At 62.7% G+C, this 18,762-nt stretch carries 13 protein-coding genes; 9 read left to right on the top strand and 4 right to left on the bottom strand.

Going from position 1 to position 18,762, the window contains the following annotated elements; translation table 11 throughout:
• Positions 1-27: 27 nt before the first annotated feature.
• The 3 genes from KY494_RS21105 to ada all read right to left on the bottom strand — a co-directional run bounded on the left by KY494_RS21105 (position 28) and on the right by ada (position 3,523).
• Positions 28-1,707, bottom strand: a complete 1,680-nt coding sequence (locus tag KY494_RS21105; protein WP_219888123.1) for a mechanosensitive ion channel family protein — start codon at positions 1,705-1,707, stop codon at positions 28-30.
• 74 nt (positions 1,708-1,781) lie between these two features.
• On the bottom strand, positions 1,782-2,471 hold the full coding sequence (locus tag KY494_RS21100) for a 2OG-Fe(II) oxygenase (protein WP_219888122.1): 690 nt from the start codon (positions 2,469-2,471) through the stop codon (positions 1,782-1,784).
• On the bottom strand, positions 2,468-3,523 hold the full coding sequence (gene ada / locus KY494_RS21095) for a bifunctional DNA-binding transcriptional regulator/O6-methylguanine-DNA methyltransferase Ada (protein WP_219888121.1): 1,056 nt from the start codon (positions 3,521-3,523) through the stop codon (positions 2,468-2,470). The genes KY494_RS21100 and ada overlap by 4 nt, the downstream gene beginning before the upstream one ends.
• 192 nt (positions 3,524-3,715) lie before the next feature.
• Here ada and hutC point away from each other — a divergent pair, with 192 nt between their 5' ends.
• The 8 genes from hutC (at position 3,716) to KY494_RS21055 (ending at position 14,271) form a co-directional block, all read left to right on the top strand.
• A complete protein-coding gene (gene hutC / locus KY494_RS21090) occupies positions 3,716-4,435 on the top strand; it encodes a histidine utilization repressor (RefSeq protein WP_219132631.1) in 720 nt (239 codons plus the stop codon).
• Positions 4,436-4,765: 330 nt separating this feature from the next.
• Positions 4,766-8,089: a PAS domain-containing hybrid sensor histidine kinase/response regulator gene (locus KY494_RS21085; RefSeq protein ID WP_219888120.1), complete on the top strand. Its 3,324-nt coding sequence runs from the start codon at positions 4,766-4,768 to the stop codon at positions 8,087-8,089.
• A gap of 72 nt (positions 8,090-8,161) precedes the next feature.
• Entirely contained in the window at positions 8,162-8,620 is a 459-nt protein-coding gene (locus tag KY494_RS21080) for a response regulator (RefSeq protein WP_219132629.1), read from the top strand.
• A 302-nt stretch (positions 8,621-8,922) separates the two neighbouring features.
• Positions 8,923-9,249: a thioredoxin TrxA gene (gene trxA, locus KY494_RS21075; RefSeq protein ID WP_219132628.1), complete on the top strand. Its 327-nt coding sequence runs from the start codon at positions 8,923-8,925 to the stop codon at positions 9,247-9,249.
• 156 nt (positions 9,250-9,405) lie between these two features.
• Entirely contained in the window at positions 9,406-10,668 is a 1,263-nt protein-coding gene (gene rho / locus KY494_RS21070) for a transcription termination factor Rho (RefSeq protein ID WP_034746249.1), read from the top strand.
• Positions 10,669-10,948: 280 nt separating this feature from the next.
• Positions 10,949-11,218 carry a type B 50S ribosomal protein L31 gene (locus KY494_RS21065; protein WP_010401544.1) on the top strand — a complete coding sequence of 90 codons (270 nt, stop codon included), beginning with the start codon at positions 10,949-10,951 and terminating at the stop codon, positions 11,216-11,218.
• Between the two features lie 152 nt (positions 11,219-11,370).
• Positions 11,371-13,095, top strand: coding sequence for a glycosyltransferase family 39 protein (locus tag KY494_RS21060; RefSeq protein ID WP_219888119.1), 1,725 nt, complete (start codon positions 11,371-11,373; stop codon positions 13,093-13,095).
• Positions 13,096-13,290: 195 nt separating this feature from the next.
• Positions 13,291-14,271: a choice-of-anchor A family protein gene (locus tag KY494_RS21055; protein WP_219888118.1), complete on the top strand. Its 981-nt coding sequence runs from the start codon at positions 13,291-13,293 to the stop codon at positions 14,269-14,271.
• A gap of 75 nt (positions 14,272-14,346) precedes the next feature.
• Here the strand turns inward: KY494_RS21055 and KY494_RS21050 are convergent, their stop codons facing one another.
• Positions 14,347-16,026: an AMP-binding protein gene (locus tag KY494_RS21050; RefSeq protein WP_219888117.1), complete on the bottom strand. Its 1,680-nt coding sequence runs from the start codon at positions 16,024-16,026 to the stop codon at positions 14,347-14,349.
• Positions 16,027-16,159: 133 nt separating this feature from the next.
• Here KY494_RS21050 and KY494_RS21045 point away from each other — a divergent pair, with 133 nt between their 5' ends.
• On the top strand, positions 16,160-18,523 hold the full coding sequence (locus tag KY494_RS21045) for a DNA polymerase II (protein WP_219888116.1): 2,364 nt from the start codon (positions 16,160-16,162) through the stop codon (positions 18,521-18,523).
• Positions 18,524-18,762 lie beyond the last annotated feature (239 nt).

Here is an 18,762-nt window from a genome sequence, read left to right as displayed (position 1 = left end):
CCATCACGCACCAACCGCTCCGGGCATTCAAGGCTTCGGAGGCACCACTTGACTCGTCTCTTCCTCCCCCCGCTTCGCCGGCGCCCTGAACCATTCACCGGGCGGCACCACGTGCGACTCTTTCGGGTCATCGATGTAGTGCGGCGAAGTGATCTGCACGTCGAATTCGTTGAAGACGTCGATGATGTTCTGGTGCAAGCGGTTCAGCACTTCGGCGCGCTGGCGGGGGACTTCGGCGCTGGCGTAGGCGACGAGGCGGTATTGCACGTAGTAATCCTGCAGCGCCAGCTGCATCACGTACGGTTTTGGCGTGGTCGACAGTTCCGTCGTGCGCGATGCGGCCAGTTCCAGCATGGCGTGCACTTGCCGCCAAGGCGTGGCGTAGCCGATGGTGACGGTGGAGTCGAGCACGAAGCCGCCGCCGGGCTGGGCGCGTGAATAGTTTTTCGTCGTTTGCGACATGACCCACGCGTTCGGCAAGGCAACTTCCTCGCCCAGGCCCGTGCGCAGGCGCGTCTCGAACATGCCCACATCGACCACCGTGCCTTCGCTGTCGCCCACGCGCACATATTCTCCTTTGCGCAGGGCGCGCGTGTACATGAGGATCAGGCCGCTGGCGCCCTGGCCCACGATGCTCGACGCGCCGATCGACACCATCAAACCGACCAGCACGGACAGGCCCTGGAAGGCGGCCGTGTGCGAGCCGGGCAGATACGGATACGCCATGGCCAGTGCGAACAGCCAGATCACCACGCTGGCGATGCGGCGCGTGGGCAGGGCCGTGTCCTTGTCGAGCCAGCCGATCTGCAATTCGCCGCTTTCCACGCGCTTGAACAGCGAGGCGGCCGTGGCGGCGATCAGGCGCGCGATGGCGAAGATCACGCACACCAGCACCAGCCCCGGCAAGGCGCCGATGATGGCGTGGAAGACGTCGGCCGCCACGTCGAACAAATAGCCGCTCAGGCTTTCGCCCCAGGAGCGCGTGTAGGGCAGCCGGCCCAGCACGAAGGCGGCCCACAGATAGGTGGCCATCAGGCGCAAGCCCCACAGCACGGCGCTCAGCAGTTGATACGCGAAGGCGATGTAGTGCTCGGCGTCGAGCACGCGCACGTTTTTCAGGCGCACGTCGCGCAGGCGAGAAGCGAGCAGGATGCCGCTGCGGCGCTTGGCCCAGCGGTACAAACGCGTCAAGCCCATCCACACCAGCCAGAACACGAGCGTGGCGACCGCGCACACGGCGGCGGCGATCGCCAGATAACGCCAGCTGCTCTGTTCACGATAGTCAAACACGGCCTTGCGCAATTCCTCGGCGGCCGTTTTCGCCACGCTTTCCGTCGTGTCGCCGGCCAGCAAGTTGACGTCGCCGGGCACGACGACGAACAGTTGCACGCCATCGAGCAGCACTTGCGTGCCTTCGGGAATCATGCGCGTGCTCGCCTGCAAGGGACCGTTTTTCGCCAGCACGCTTTCCAGGCGACGCTGCGCGCCGATGGCCCGTTCATCGGGCGGATAGCCGGCCAGCGCGGCGCGGAAGACGAATACCTTGCGGTTGGCGAACATCAGCGGCGCCGTCTTGACGGCGGCGGCCTGCGACGGCGCGATGGCGGTCGCGGCTTCCGCAACGAGCGAGGATGCGCCATCGTCCGCATGGGCTGCGGGCAACAGGAAAATGATCAACAGGCACAACAGGCGGAGCAACGCGGACATGGCAGAAATGAAAGAGTGACAAGAATAGCCATCATGCCATGTAATCCCGGAAACTCAAGCGTCGCAGCTACCGTTCAACTTGCATCATGGAAAATGATGCCCAGGGTGTGGCGCATGCCCGAGCGCAGGCGCGACACGCCATGGCGCATGTTGACGCGGTAGCTGCCGCGCGTGCCGTTGACGGGGCGCTGCGCCACGGGAAAGAGGACGGCGTCGCCCTGCGCCAGCGGCACCACCTCGGCGCGCGACTGCATGCGCGGGCGCTGCTCCGTCAGCACGAACTCGCCGCCCGTGAAATCATCTTGCGGGCGCGACAGCAGCACGGCCACTTGCAGCGGAAACACGTGCTCGCCATATACATTCTGGTGCAGGCAGTTGTAATCGCCTTCGCGGTAGCGCAGCAGCAAGGGCGTGGGCCGCGTCTGCCCGGCCGCATGGCAGCGCGCGAGGAAGTCCGCGTGGTCCAATGGGAAGCGGCTATCGAGCCCCATGCTGGCGTGCCAGCGGTTGGCGATCACCGCCAGGGGCGAATACAAGCGCGTGCGCAGATCGGCGACTACGTCGGGCAGCGGATACGCCCAGTACTGGTACTCGCCCTGCCCAAAACCGTGGCGCTGCATCACCACCTTGCTGCGAAAGCGCGACGCATCGTCATACTGCGCCGCCAGCGCGGCGCACTGCGCAGGATTGAGCAAGCGCGGCACGACGGCGCAGCCGTATTGATTCAGCGCATCCTCGATCTGCGGCCAGTCCAGCGCCCTCACCGTTCACCCTCGCGCTCGAGCAGCGCCTGCTTGCGCTCCACGCCCCAGCGGTAGCCGGACAAGGCGCCATCGTTGCGCACCACGCGGTGACAGGGGATGGCGACGGCCAGCGCATTGGCGGCGCAGGCACCCGCCACGGCCCGCGCACCGTTCGGGGCGCCGATGCGGCGGGCCAACTCGGCATAGCTGACCGTGCTGCCGGCGGGAATCTCGCGCAACGCTTGCCACACGCGCTGCTGGAACACGGTGCCGCGCACGTCGAGCGGCAAGTCCAGGCCGATCGCTGGCGCCTCGACCAGGCCCACCACCTGCGCCACCGTCTGTTCATAGTCCGCTTCCGCGCCACGCAGTTCGGCTTGCGGAAAACGGTCCTGCAAGTCGCGCAGCAGCACTTCCGGGTCGTCGTCGATCAAAATCGCGCAGATGCCCTTGTCCGTGCTGGCCACCAGGATGGCGCCCAGCGAACAGGCGCCGATGGCGAAGCGGATCACGGCGCCGCTGCCGCCGGCACGGAATGCGCCAGGCGTCATGCCCAGCAAGCCCGGCGTGGCGGCGTACAGGCGGCCGCTGGAATTGAAACCGGCCGCGTACAGGGTCTCGGTGACGTTCGCCGCGCCCTGCAAGCCGGCCTTCAGGCGCTCGCCGCGCCGCGCCGCCGCGTACGCTTTCGGCGTGATGCCCGTGTGCGCCTTGAAGACGCGGTGGAAGTGAAAGCGGCTCATGCCGGCCGCATGCGCCAGGCTGTCCAGGTCTGGCAACTCGTCGCTGGCGTCGATCAGGCGGCAGATATCGGCCACGATGGCCGCCTGGCGCTGGGCCAGCGGCGGCAAGTCCGGTTTGCAACGCAGGCAGGGGCGGAAACCGGCCGCCTCCGCCTGCTCGCACGTGGCGTGAAACGCCACGTTGCGGCGCAAGGCGGGGCGCGCCGCGCAGGAAGGGCGGCAATACACGCCCGTCGTGCGCACCGAGTAATAAAAAACGCCATCGGCGTCGGGCGCGCGCCGCTGCAGGGCATCCCAGCGTGCATCGTCAGTCAGGTAAGCGTGTTCCATGGCGAACTCCGTGCAGGTCAATGGTAAGCAATAGTAAGTCCGCAGCATAACCAGCACCCGCGCGCGCCACACTCCGGCGCTTGCTTTTGAATTCAAAAAAAAGGCTGGCGGCAGGCAGCGTGCTCGGTGCTAAAATCGGCCATCGCGCCTCCAGCCGGCGGCGCGCCCTGCCTGCGCCCCGGAGAAACCGCATTGGACGATCATACTACCCAGGAAAATACGCCCATTTTCCAGCGCATCAAGGATTTTCTGCTGGCCGGCATCGCCGCAGGACGCTGGAAGGAAGGCGACGTGATTCCCTCCGAGCAAGCATTGGTGAAACAATTCGGCGTCTCGCGCATGACGGTCAACCGCGCCGTGCGCGAACTGACCAGCGAGCAAATACTGACGCGGCGCCAGGGTTCCGGCACCTACGTGGCGCAGCAAAAATACCAGGCGACCTTGTTGGAAATCAAGAGTATCGCCGATGAAGTGCGCGCGCGCGGGCATATCCACCGCAGCAGCTTGCAATTACTCGAACGCACCAAGGCCTCCGATTTGCTGGCCAAGCAATTCGGCTTGCCGCCCGAGCACCCGCTGTTTCATTCGCTGATCGTGCATTTTGAAAACGGCGTGCCGATCCAGGTGGAAGACCGCTGGGTCAATCCCGAGTGCGCGCCCGACTACATGACGCAGGATTTTTCCAGCATCACGCCGAACGAATACCTGATGGCCGCCGCCCCCCTGCAAGGCGCCACCTACAGCATCGAAGCGCTGTCGGCGCCGCGCGACATCGCCGAAATGCTGGCCATCGACACCAAACAGCCATGCCTGGTGCTGCGCCGCCAGACGCGCTCGGGCGGCAAGATCGCCTCGATCGCCACCATGTGGCATCCCGGACACCGCTATCAGTTCGCCGGAAGTTTCACCTGAGGCTATCGCCTCGATTGAATAGCACGATTTTGCGCCAACTTTCTCACGAATTCTCACCAAATCACAAAAAAAACAGCCATTCCGGGGCAAAAAAAATCCCGTTCTGGCTGTTTCAGAACTTAACTACTGCGACTAAATATTCGATGCTATAGTTGCCGCCAGAAAGCGCCGCAGGCGTTTATTTGAGCGCGCAGCATGCACTGCCAGCCCAGCCCAATCACGCCCCAGAAAGGGATGCATTTGTCGTATTGCAGCCACACGAGTTTCAGCGCACCACCCCGACGGCGCCCTGCGCTGCGCCGGCTCGCTCGCATGATACTGGCGGCAGGCATGACACTCTCGCTGCCGGTGCAGGCGGCGGTACATGGCATGGCGCCGACACTGCTGTGGCCGTACGCCGCCGCCAGCGCCACCGCCCTGGCGGGACTGGCTTGCTGGCAAGCCTGGCGGCTGCGGCAACAACTGCGCCACCTGCTCCTGCCCGCACATGCCCTGAGCGAACAGGATGCCGGGCAAGCCTTGCGCGGCGCGGCCCTGACTGGCTGGATCTGGCGGCGCCAGTCCGACCGCCTGCAGTTCGCGCCCCAGTACCAGGACGTGCTGGGCGACAAGAGCGCCAGGCTCGACCATACACTGGCCGACTGGCTGGCCGAAGTGCACCGCGACGACCGCGCGCGCCTGAGTCTTACATTTCGACAACATCTGGATGGCCAGGCGCACGGCACCTTCAATTGCGAATTCCGTTTGCGCCACAGCGACGGCCACTGGCGCTGGCTGCTGGCGCGCGGCGCCGTGCTGGCACGCGCCTCGGATGGGGCCGCCACTCACGCCAGCGGCATCGTCTGCGATATCAGCGAACGCAAGCAGGACGAGCAATCGCGCATGCGTTCCATGCTGGAAGCGGCGCCCGAAGCCATGCTGGTGGCCGACGTCGAGGGCAAGGTGCATTACGCCAACCAGATCGGCGCGCGCTGTTTCGGCTATCCGCTGGCCGAATTGACGGGCATGTCACTGGAACAACTGGTGCCGGAAAGCACGGCCAACCACTCCGTGGTCGACCCGCAAGCGCGGCACAGCCTGCCGGGCCGGGTGATGATGGCGCGCCGCCGCGACGGCACGCACTTCCCCGCCAAGGTCAGCCTGTCGCCGCTGCGCATGGCCGGGCAAGTGTTTTCCATCGTCTCGCTGCGCGACATGACGCAGCGCCAGCGCGCCGAAGAAGCCTTGCACGCCAGTTCGGAACGCTACCGCCTGATCGTGCAGACGGCGGCCGAAGGCATCTGGATGACGGATGCGGACGGCAAAACCACGTTCGTCAACCCGAAGATGGCGCACATGCTGGGCTATACGGTGCAGGAAATGCTGGGCCGTCCCATGCTCGACTTCATGGACCGCGACAGCCAGTTGCTGATGCAGCGGCGCCTGGCCAGCCACGGCAGCTTCGCCAGCCAGCCGGACCAGGTTGACTTCCGCTTCTTCCGCAAGGACTTGTCCAGCCTGTGGGGCTTGCTGTCGAGCACCAGTATCCAGTCGGACAATGGCGAGCCGGGCGGCACGCTGGCGATGATTACCGACATCACGGAACGGCGCCAGGCGTCGATCGCCCTGTCGAATTCCAGCCAGCGCATGGCCTCCGTGTTCGGCGCCGTGACGAATGGCCTGGTGGTGCAGGACAGCCACGGCCACATCCTGGAAAGCAACGCCGCCGCCGAGCGCATGCTGGCGGCCAATCAGACCAACCGCAGCCTGTGGCAAGCCATCCGCGAAGACGGCTCCGCCTTCGACCAGCGCAGCCATCCCGTGCACATCACCCTGTCGACGGGTGTCGCCATGCGCGACGTGCTGATGGGGGTGCAGCAGCCCGATGGCAGCCTGTCGTGGCTGTCCGTGAATACCGAGGCCATCCGCGATGAATACGGCAAGGTGGGCATGGTGGTGGCCAGTCTGACGGACATCACGTATCACAAGCGCAGCGAGAGCGCCTTGCGCGAACTCAATGAACACCTGGAAGAGCGCGTGGCGCAGCGCACGGAACAGCTGGACCAGGCCAAGCAGGTGGCGGAGGAAGCGAGCCTGGCGAAGGGCCAATTCCTGGCCAACATGAGCCATGAAATCCGCACGCCGATGAATGGCGTGATCGGCATGGCGTATCTGGCCCTCAAAACAGACCTGGAACCGCGCCAGCGCGATTACCTGGAAAAAATCCGCTTCGCCGGCGAGCATTTGCTGGGCATCATCGACGATATCCTCGACATCTCGAAAATCGAGGCGGGCAAGCTGGAAATCGAGCGCGTCAATTTCAGTTTCGACCACGTGGTGCAAACCCTGATGACGGTGGTGGCGCCGCGCGCCGCCGGCAAGAACCTGGAACTGCTGTTCGAAATCGACCCGCAATTGCCGGCCGTGCTGGTGGGCGACCCGCTGCGCCTGGGGCAAGTACTGATCAACTACGCCAATAACGCCATCAAGTTCAGCGAACAGGGCAGCATTACCGTGAAAGTGCGCAAGGTGGTGGCGGACGCCAGGCACTGCCTGGTGCGCTTCGAAGTGTGCGACCACGGCATCGGCCTGTCGCAGGACGAGATGAGTAAACTGTTCCAGTCCTTCCAGCAAGCCGACACCTCCACCACGCGCGAATATGGCGGCACGGGCCTGGGCCTGGCCATCTGCAAGCAGCTGGCCCAGCTGATGGGTGGCGACGTGGGCGTCGACAGCCGTCCCGGCGCCGGCAGCACCTTCTGGTTCACGGCCAACCTGGGCATTTCCGACCAGGCGGCGCCGGCCATGCTCGACAGCATGGCGCAGACGGCAGCGGCCATGCGCGCCAGCGCCGACGCCGCCCTGGTCCTGCGCACGCTCAAGCATGCGCGCATCCTGCTGGTGGAAGACAACACCTTCAACCAGCAAGTGGCGCTGGAATTGCTGGAAGAAGCGGGCGCCTCCGTCTGCCTGGCCAACAATGGCGAAGAGGCGCTCGACCTGCTGCGCCAGACGCAGTTCGACTGCGTGCTGATGGACGTGCAGATGCCGCTGATGGACGGCTTGCAGGCGACGCGCCACATCCGCGCCGACCCGCAGCTGGCGCATCTGCGCGTGCTGGCCATGACGGCCACGGCCACCAGTGAAGACCGCGTGCGCTGCCTGGAGGCGGGCATGGACGATTTCATTTCCAAGCCGATCCAGCCGGCCATGATGTACCAGACCATCGCCAGCTGGCTGCCGGCGCGCGAGACCCCGCCGCCGCCCGCGCGCAGCCGCGCCGCGCCCGCCTTCAAGACCACCCTGGCCGGCGACCCGCAAGTGATCGACCTGTCCATCCTGGCCAAGTTGCTGGGTTACAACCCGGAAAAAGTGCGCAAATTTGCCTTCAAGTTCCTGCAGACCACGCAGGATGGCTTTGGCGACATCGATGCGGCCCTGGCGCGCGGCGACGTGCACCAGGTACGCGAACTGGGGCACCGCATCAAGTCGTCGGCGCGCACCGTGGGGGCCCTGGGGCTGGCCGACCTGTGCCACAACCTGGAAACCCTGGCGCCGGGCGAACCGGCCGACGAGGCTGAGCGGGCACAACGCATCGTGGCGCGCCTGTGGCCCCTGCTGGAACTGATTACCGAACAAATCATGAATAACACCAGCTTTGCCAATGACGATTAGCTACCGCCAAATCACCTTACGGCAAGGTATCGGCATCGACAACGATGCAGCATATCAATAGGAAGACGGACGATGAATACTGTATCAAACCAAGCAAGCCGGGAACACAACGAAGCAGGCCTGGCGCCGTTGCGCGTGCTGCTGCTGGACGACGATGTCTTCATGCTCGACGTGCTCAGCGACATGCTCGAACAAATGGGCCCGTTCGACATCCGCTGCGAATCGCACAGCGAACAGGCGCTGGCGACCCTGAAGCAGCACCAGCCCGACCTGCTGATCTGCGACCTGTCCATGCCTGACATCGACGGCATCGAATTTTTGCGCATGGCGGCGGAGAATGGCTTCCGCGGCGGCGTGGTCCTGCTGTCGGGCCTGCATTCGGCCGTGCGCCTGGCGGCCGAACGCCTGGCCATGGCCAATGGCCTGCATATATTAGGCACCTTCCGCAAGCCAATGGAAAGCGCGGAATTGCAGCTCATGGTGAACTTGCAACTGCAGCACACGGCCCGCCAGGCCAGCGTACAGGCCTGAACGCGGAGGATGGCCACAGGGCGGGCACGGCGCTGCGGACCAGCAGGCATGCGGCTTTGCCGCCCTGCCGGCACGCGCGGTGGCGATATGCCTCAAGTTTTTCTGCAATAATCGCCACGCTTTGAAAAAATGGGTTATTATTTCAGCCATCCCCGCCTGCATACCTCTGGTCGCACCTTCCAAGAATATTGAATTTGTGCCCATTGCCCCCATCTGCTAGCTGCATTCCAGGAAGCATGGATGGCGAACCAGCGTATGGTTAATCCCAGGCATTATTGATCCCACCCTCATTTGAGGAAAATATGAGCGAAAATATCAAACACATTAGCGATGCATCTTTTGAAGCAGACGTCCTGAAATCCGACTTGCCCGTCCTGGTGGACTTCTGGGCTGAGTGGTGCGGTCCCTGCAAGGCCATCGCCCCGATCCTGGAAGAAGTGGCCAAGGAATACGCCGGCCGCATCGTGATCGCCAAGATGGACGTGGACGCCAACCAGGCAGTGCCTGCCAAGTTCGGCATCCGCGGCATTCCGACCCTGATCCTGTTCAAGGATGGTGCTGCAGCTGCTCAAAAAGTGGGCGCCATGGCCAAGGGCCAGTTGACCGCTTTCGTCGACAGCAACATTTAATGTATGATAGGCAGCGCTGCGCCCGCAGCGCCGCCTGACTGGAACCACCGGGAAGCAGCTTTGCCCTCATTCGTGCACAGCCTTCCCCACTGATTAATCAACGCCACGCAGTCCCCTCCCCTACCTTTACATCCCGTCTCGGGACACTCAACACATATGCATTTATCCGAACTAAAGGCCCTACACGTATCCGCCCTGCTTGAGATGGCGATCGGTCTTGACATTGACAACGCAGCCCGCTTGCGCAAACAGGAGCTGATGTTCGCTATCCTGAAAAAACGCGCCAAGTCCGGCGAACAGATTTTTGGCGACGGCGCCCTGGAAGTGCTGCCAGACGGCTTCGGCTTCCTGCGCTCGCCTGACGCCAGCTACATGGCGTCCACCGACGACATTTACATCTCCCCTTCGCAAATCCGCCGCTTCAATCTGCACACCGGCGATTCGATCGAGGGCGAGGTACGGACCCCGAAAGATGGCGAACGCTATTTCGCATTGGTCAAAGTCGACAAGGTCAACGGCGAATCGCCGGAGATGTCGAAACACCGCATCCTGTTTGAAAACCTGACGCCGCTGCATCCGAACGAGCCGCTGCGCCTGGAACGTGAAATGAATGGCCAGGAAAACATCACCGGCCGCATCATCGACCTGATCGCCCCGATCGGCAAAGGCCAGCGCGGCTTGCTGGTGGCATCGCCGAAATCCGGTAAATCCGTGATCCTGCAGCACATCGCGCATGCGATCACGGCCAATCACCCGGATATCACGCTGATCGTGCTGCTGATCGACGAACGTCCGGAAGAAGTGACCGAAATGCAACGCTCCGTGCGCGGTGAAGTCGTCGCCTCGACCTTCGACGAGCCGGCCACGCGCCACGTGCAAGTGGCCGAGATGGTGCTGGAAAAAGCCAAGCGCCTGGTCGAAATGAAAAAAGACGTGGTGATCCTGCTCGACTCGATCACCCGTCTGGCCCGTGCCTACAACACCGTCATCCCTGCCTCGGGCAAGGTCCTGACCGGTGGTGTCGACGCGAACGCGCTGCAACGTCCAAAACGCTTCTTCGGCGCCGCGCGCAATATCGAAGAAGGCGGTTCGCTGACCATCATCGCCACGGCGCTGATCGAAACGGGTTCGCGCATGGATGACGTGATCTTTGAAGAATTCAAGGGTACCGGCAACATGGAAGTGCATCTGGAACGCCGTTTGGCTGAAAAACGCGTCTATCCGGCAATTAACCTGAACAAATCGGGTACCCGCCGCGAAGAACTGCTGATCAAGCCGAACGAACTGCAAAAAATCTGGATCCTGCGCAAGTTGCTGTACTCGATGGACGAGATCGAGGCGATGGAGTTCATTCTCGACAAGATGAAGGCGACCAAAAACAACGCCGAATTCTTCGACATGATGCGCCGCGGTGGCTAACACCGGCCAGCAGCGTAGGTCGGATTAGGCCGCAGGCCGTAATCCGACACCACCACTGGCCGCCGCGCCAACAATGTTGTCGGATTACGCGCTTTGCGCTAATCCGACCTACGCGATCATGCAAGCCGCTCCCTGAGCGGCTTTTTTATTGCCTGCAGCCCGAAAGCGCTATATAATCGACGGTTGCATTATTTTAAACCCTGGCAAGTGATCGGCAATCGGGTCAAGAAGCAAGACGACCGACGAAGTGCTGTTTGGCTACCTACTTAGAGAGAATCCCATGAAAGTCGATACCCATCCAGAATACCGCGAAGTTGTTTTCCACGATCTGTCGTGCGATTTCAAATTCGTTACCCGCTCGACCATCCAAACCCGCGAAAAAATCACCCACGACGGTAAAGAATACCCACTGGTGAAGATCGAGGTTTCGGCTGAATCGCACCCATTCTTCACGGGCAAGCATAAAATCGTCGATACCGCTGGTCGCGTCGAGAAGTTCCGTCAGAAGTTCGGTACTGTTGGTTCGAAAACCGCAGTCGCAGCAGGCTGATTTTTGCCGCTTGGCGGCAAAAAAGGGCAGCTTCGGCTCCCAGAAAAAAGGCAGCCACGGCTGCCTTTTTTGTCTTTGGCCGCTTTACTTTATACTCGCGCATACCCGACGCCATTCGTCGCGTCTTGCCACTATTCTGATACCGATTATCGATGAAGCCAGTCCGCCTTCCCGCCGCTGCCACACTCGCGCTGCCACGATGGGCCTTGTTTGCGCTTGGCCTGCTGTACATCCTGCCTGGCCTGATCGGCCGCGAACCGTGGAAGAACGATGATGCCGCCAGTTTCGGCATCATGTGGACCATGGCACATGGCGGCCTGAACGACTGGCTATGGCCCAACGTGGCCGGCTTGTCGCTGCCGGATGAAGGCCCGCTGGCCTTCTGGCTGGGCGCCATTTTCATCAAACTGTTCGGCTGGATCGACGGCGACGTCTTCGGCGCGCGCATGTCGACCATCGGCATCTTCGTCGTCAGCACCCTGTCCGTCTGGTACACCGCCTTCAACCTGGGCCGCCGCAATGACGCCCAGCCGCTGCGCCTGGCCTTCGGCGGCCAGCCCGAGCCGGACGATTTCGGCCGCACCCTGGCCGATGCCGCCGTGCTGATCTACCTGGGCTGCCTGGGCTTGCTGCAGCACAGCCACGACATCACGGCCGAAGCGCTGCATGTGTCGCTGATGGCCTATTTGCTGTACCGCGCCGTGCGCTATGTGGAAGGCCCGTCCATGCGCAATGCCGCGCTGCTGGGCCTGGCGCTGGGCGGCCTGACCCTCACGCGCGGCTGGATCACGCCGGCGGCGCTGAGCATGGCCCTGCTGCTGTGCACCGTCTTCCTGCGCCTGCCGCTGCTGCGCAGCGTGCGCCACCTGGCGCTGGCCGTGCTCGTGGCCATCGCACTGGCCCTGGTCTGGCTGCTGCCGGGCGAACTGCTGCAGCCATACGGCCATTCGCCGCTGCAGGCATGGATGGAGTGGAATGGCCGCCAGTTCAGCGCCCCGAGCCTGAAAAGCCTGCAATATTTCTTGCGTGTCGGCATCTGGTTCTTCTGGCCCGCCTGGCCATTCGCCGCCTGGGCCGTGTATGCCTGGCGCCGCCAGCACCACGTGCTGCACATCGTCGTGCCGCTGACCTTTGTCGCCATGCTGGCCATCCTGGGCCTGTGCCACCCCGATCCCGAACCGAGCCAGCTGTTGCCCCTGCTGCCGCCGCTGGCCGTGATGGCCGCGTTCGGCCTGCTGACCATGAAACGGGGCGCCATCAACGCCATCGACTGGTTCTCCGTGATGGTGCTGACCATCTGCGCCCTCGTACTGTGGCTGTTCTGGTTCGCCATCCTGACGGGCTGGCCGCCGCAACAGGCCCACAATGCACTGAAACTCGTGCCAGGATTCAAGCCCGAGCTGGAACTGGTGGCCTTCTTCGTGGCCGCTGGCGTCACAGCCGGCTGGATCGCCCTGGTGCACTGGCGCATCTCGCGCCAGCCTGCCGTGCTGTGGCGCGCCGTGGTGCTGTCGTCCGGCGGCCTGATCCTGATCTGGGTCCTGATCATGACGCTGTTCCTGCCGCCGCTGAACTACAGCAAGAGCTACGCCAGCGTGGCGCACCAGATTTCCATCCACCTGCCGCCAGGCAGCAAGTGCATCAACAGCAACGTCGGCGCCGCCCAGCGCGCCTCGTTCGCCTACTACGGCCACCTGCCGTTTGCCGGCGTGGAGCAGCAGCAATGCGATGTGTTCTTGTTGCAAGACAGCATCAAGGTTCCTGACAGCAAGGAACAGCTGCCCGAGCATCACGGCGCGGACTGGATCAAGCTATGGGAGGGCCGCCGCCCCACCGACAACGTGGAGCGCTTCCGCCTGTACCAGCGCATCAGGTAACACACGAAAAAACCGGGCATGTCCCGGTTTTTTCTTGCCCGCCAGAGCAGCGTTAAGAACACACAAAATGTTGCCTTTAAGTATAGTCAATTAGCTAAAATGAACGACAATTGTTTTTTATATTATAATGTCGGCCAGCGCGATGGCGGTGTACTTGCTTTCCCGCCCTTCCGTCCCTATTACTAGAGAATATTTATGACATTTTTTGCCTCACGCACCTTGCCGCTCATCAGCGCCGCCCTGTTCGCTTTTTCCTTCAGCGCCTCGGCCCAGGCGACCGTGATTGACCTCGGCGTCGCCAACGGCTACTCGGCCTTCATCTTCGGCAACATCGGCAGCAGCAACGCCAGCGGCTTCACCAGCGTCAGCGGCAGCCTGGCCGCTGGCGGCAGTATCTACCTGGACGGCTACAGCGTCGGCACGAACAAGAAGCCGGGCAGCGCCGCCAACACGCTGGTTGCCGGTAGCAACCTGAACATCGGCGGCGGCAGCATCAACGGCACGGGCGTCTACGGCGTGAGCAATGCCAACGGCAGCGTGACAGCGCCATCGTGGTACCCGACGGGCACCTTCAGCAAGGGCAATGCCTCCACCCTGGACTTTACAGCTGCCCAGCAGCAACTGACGACCCTGTCGGGCGATGTGGCCAAGCTGCAATCGAACGGCACCGTGATCTCCCAATACGGCGGCTTCAAGCTGGTGGGCGACGTCAACGCCGACGTGAATGTCTTCACGATCGATGCGGACAACCTGCATAACCTGATCCTGGACGTATCGTCGCTGAAAAGCACGGCAAGCATCATCATCAACGGCACGGCCACCAAAATCACCATGAGCGGCGGCTTCGACAATTTCGCCAGTTTCGCCGATCGCACGCTGTTCAACTTCGCCAACGCCACCACCACCAGCCTGCAGAACGTCGGCATCAACGGCAGCATCCTGGCGCCGAACAGCGCTTTCTCGGGTTCGGGCAATATGAACGGCACCCTGATCGCCAATTCGGTCAGCTCGATCAATTATGGCCACGTCTCGATGAACGGCTCCGGCTTCAACACGGTCAACGTGTCGGCCGTACCGGAACCAGGCACCTGGGCCATGCTGCTGGCCGGCCTGGGCTTGCTCGCCTTCGTACGCCGCCGCACGCCAGCGCGCGCGCCGCAAGCGCAACTGGCCTGAGCTTTACGCTGAATCAATAAGAAAACACCGGGCCGCGCCAGCGTCCCGGTGTTTTTTTATGTGCTGGCGAAAAGCTTAGTCCGCGCTCAGCCCCAGATCCGTCGCGACTTGCTGGCGCAACAAATATTTCTGGATCTTGCCCGTCACCGTCATGGGGAATTCCTCGACGAAGCGCACATAGCGGGGAATCTTGTAATAGGCGATCTGCCCGTCGCAAAAGGCGCGGATATCCTCGCTGGTGGCCTGCGTGCCCGGCCGCAGGATGATGCAGGCGCACAACTCCTCGCCATACTTGGCATCGGGCACGCCCACGCATTGCACATCGAGCACGCTCGGGTGGCGGTACAGGAATTCCTCGACTTCGCGCGGATAGATGTTTTCGCCACCGCGTATCACCATGTCCTTTGAGCGGCCGACGATGCTGCAAAAGCCGTTCTCGTCGATGACGGCCAGGTCGCCCGTGTGCATCCAGCGCGCCGTGTCGATGGCCTCATTTGTTTTTTCCGGGTCGCCCCAGTAGCCCTGCATCACCGAATAACCGCGCGTAAGCAATTCGCCCTTCTCGCCGCGCGCCACGATCCGCCCTTCCGCATCGACGATTTTCACTTCCAGGTGCGGATGGACGCGGCCGATGGACGAGACGCGCATCTCGCGCGGGTCTTCGATCGACGTCTGGAAGCTGACGGGCGATGTTTCCGTCATGCCATACGCAATCGTGATTTCCGCCATGTGCATCAATTCGATGACCCTCGTCATGACTTCCATCGGGCAGGGTGAGCCGGCCATGATGCCGGTGCGCAAGTTCGACAAATCGTATTGTTTGAAATCAGGATGGTCGAGGATGGCGATGAACATGGTGGGCACGCCATGCAGCGCCGTGCAGCGCTCGGCCTGCACGGTTTCCAGCACGGCCTTCGAATCGAAACCTTCGCCCGGGAACACCATGGCTGCACCATGCGTGACGCACGCCAGGTTGCCCAGCACCATGCCGAAACAGTGGTACAGGGGCACGGGAATGCACAAGCGGTCCTGTTGCGTCAGGCGCATGGCCTCGCCGATGAAAAAGCCGTTGTTCAGGATATTGTGGTGCGTCAAGGTGGCGCCCTTCGGCGCGCCCGTGGTGCCGGAAGTGAACTGAATGTTGACGGCGTCGTCAAACTGCAAGGTGGCGCTGACGTCTGCCAGGTGCGCCAGGTCGGCGTCCGTGATGCCCTCCATCACCGCGTCGAAGTTATGCATGCCTGGCGTGGCGGCCGCGCCCAGGCGGATGACGTGGCGCAATTGCGGCAGGCGTGGCGATTGCAGGGCGCCCGCGCGCGAACGGGCGATTTCCGGCACCACGTCCTGCACGATGGCCAGGTAATCGCTGGACTTGAAGCTGGGCGACAGGATCAGCGCGCTGCATTGCACCTTGTCGAGCACGTATTCGAGTTCCGAACGCCGGTAAGCGGGGTTGATGTTGACCATGATCAAACCGGCTTTCGCCGTGGCAAACTGGGTCAGCACCCATTCCGCGCAATTTTGCGACCAGATGCCGATCCGGTCGCCCGGCTGCAAGCCCAGCTTCAGCAAGCCTGCGGCCAGCCGGTGCACGCGCCGCTGGAATTCCAGATACGTCCAGCGCACGTTCTGGTGCGCCACGATCAGGGCATCGTGCTGGCCGTAGCGGGCGGCGACGCCGTCCAGGTAAGCGCCTATCGTTTCGCCGATCAACGGCGTCTCGTGGGCGCCATGTACATAACTCATTGCTTGCATGCTATCTCCAGGGTGTGTGGCGCGACGCGCTCTTGTTATCGTCTTCGATGCAGAAAATTATAGCCGCAAGCGCCCCCGCCCTGCATCGGCTTGCTGTAATGTGCAGGCCAGCACACCAGACACTCACGGCACCATGACAGGCAACGCGCAGCATCCGCCCGAACAGGGCTTTATTTTGACCCGCCACTGGCGCGACACGCGCGACGGCACGGAGGTCGATTTCTGGCTGGCAACAGACGCCGGGCCACGCCACGTGCGCCTGCCCGTGCAGACGGCCGTCGCCTTCCTTCCCATGGAGCAGCGCGAGCAGGCGGAGCTGTTGCTGCGCGGCGAGCGCCGCGCCGAGTTGCGGCCCCTGTCGCTGTGCGATTTTCACCAGCGCCCCGTGCTGGGGCTGTACTGCAAGCAATACCGGCATTTGCTGAAGCTGGAAAAGCAGCTGCGCGCGCACGGCATCGATGTGTACGAAGCCGACATCCGCCCGCCCGAGCGCTATCTGATGGAGCGTTTCATTACAGCGCCAGTAACGTTCAGCGGAGAAACCGGGCAGGAAGTGCAGCTGAGGCCGTCGCCCGGCTACCGCCCCACATTAAAACTGGCATCGCTCGATATCGAGACGACGGCGCACGGCGAGCTGTATTCGCTGGCCCTGGAAGGCTGCGGCCAGCGCCAGGTCTACATGCTGGGGCCGCAAAACGGCGGCGACGAGACACTCGACTTCGACCTCGAATACTGCGACACGCGCGCACACATCCTCGAACGCCTGAACACGTGGATGGAACGCCACGACCCCGACGCCATCATCGGCTGGAACCTGGTGCAGTTCGACTTGCGCGTGCTCAAGGAACATGCCGAGCGCTATCAAATTCCCTTGCGGCTGGGACGCGGCGGCGCCGTGATGGAATGGCGCGAGCATGGCGGCAAGCAGGAACACTATTTTGCCGCCGCGGCGGGACGCCTGATCATCGACGGCATCGAAGCATTAAAATCGGCGACGTGGAATTTTTCCTCTTTCAGCCTGGAAAACGTGGCGCAAACGCTGTTGGGCGAAGGCAAGTCCATCGACAATCCCTACCAGCGCATGGCCGAGATCGACCGGCGTTTCCGTGAGGATAAACCCGCACTGGCGCGCTACAACCTCAAGGACTGCGAACTGGTCACGCGCATCTTCGCCAAGACCGAATTGCTGACGTTTTTGCTGGAACGCGCCAGCGTGACGGGCCTGGCGGCCGACCGCAGCGGCGGCTCCGTGGCCGCCTTCGAACATTTGTACTTGCCGCTGATGCACCGGCAGGGTTATGTGGCGCCCAACCTGGGCGATATCTCCGGCGAAAACAGCCCGGGCGGCTTCGTCATGGATTCCCAGTCGGGCCTGTACGATTCCGTGCTGGTTCTCGACTACAAAAGCCTGTACCCGTCCATCATCCGCACTTTCCTCATCGATCCCGTGGGGCTGGTGGTGGGCACCAGCGGCGATGAGGCCGATACCGTTCCCGGCTACCGGGGCGCGCAGTTTTCGCGCGTCAAACACTGCCTGCCCGCCATCGTGCAACAGGTGTGGCAAGGGCGCGAGATGGCCAAGCGCGAGCGCAATGCGCCGCTGTCGCAAGCGTTAAAAATCATCATGAATGCGTTCTACGGCGTATTGGGGTCAAATGGCTGCCGCTTCTTCGACCCGCGCCTGGCCTCGTCGATCACCCTGCGTGGCCACGACATCATGCACCGCACGCGCGAACTGATCACCGAACAGGGGTATCAGGTGATCTATGGCGACACGGATTCCACGTTTGTGTGGCTGAAAACGGCGCATACGGATGAAGAGGCGGGCAAGATCGGCCGCGCGCTGGTGACGCACGTCAACGCCTGGTGGGAAGCACATCTGCGCGAGGAATTCGGCCTGGAGAATGCGCTGGAGCTGGAATTCGAGACGCATTACCGGCGCTTCCTGATGCCCACCATCCGCGGCTCGGAAGAAGGCAGCAAGAAGCGCTATGCTGGCCTGGTGGGCAAGCCGGACGGCAGCGAACAGATGGTCTACAAGGGCCTGGAAACGGTGCGCAGCGACTGGACGCCGCTGGCGCAGCAATTCCAGCAAGAGCTATACCGGCGCATTTTCCAGCGCGCCGCCTACCAGGATTATGTGCGCGACTACGTGGCGCGCACCGTGCGCGGCGAATGCGACGCTTTATTGGTCTACCGCAAGCGCTTGCGCCGCCCGCTCGGCGATTACCAGCGCAACGTGCCGCCCCATGTGCGCGCGGCGCGCACGGCCGACGCCTACAACCTGGCGCAGGGCCGGCCGCTGCAATACCAGAACGGCGGCTGGATCAGTTATGTCATCACGGTGGCGGGGCCGGAACCGCTGGAAACGCAGCGCTCGCCCATCGACTACCATCACTACCTGACGCGCCAGCTGCAGCCGGTGGCCGACGCCATACTCCCCTTCCTGGGCGACGACTTTTCGCGCCTTGTGTCCGGGCAGCAGGATTTGTTTTAGGTCAATTTTACTGACCGGCATGGCCAAGCTGAGGTAATATCGGCGCCTGCCAGGCCAGTCCGCGGGCGCTGTGCGCCGGGGCAGCGTAAAATACGCCATGGCGAAAGAATAAGAGCTGCATGAAGAAGATGCCATTCCAGACGAGAATCGTTCGCAACATGATTTCCCCGGCTGAAATGGCGCATCATTTAACACTATGTTGAACCAGCGGGCAGTCGCACCAGCCATCTGCCTTGCTA

The organism is Janthinobacterium sp. PAMC25594, assembly GCF_019443505.1.
Lineage (GTDB): Bacteria > Pseudomonadota > Gammaproteobacteria > Burkholderiales > Burkholderiaceae_D > Janthinobacterium.
This window is presented reverse-complemented; position numbering and strand designations above follow the sequence as displayed.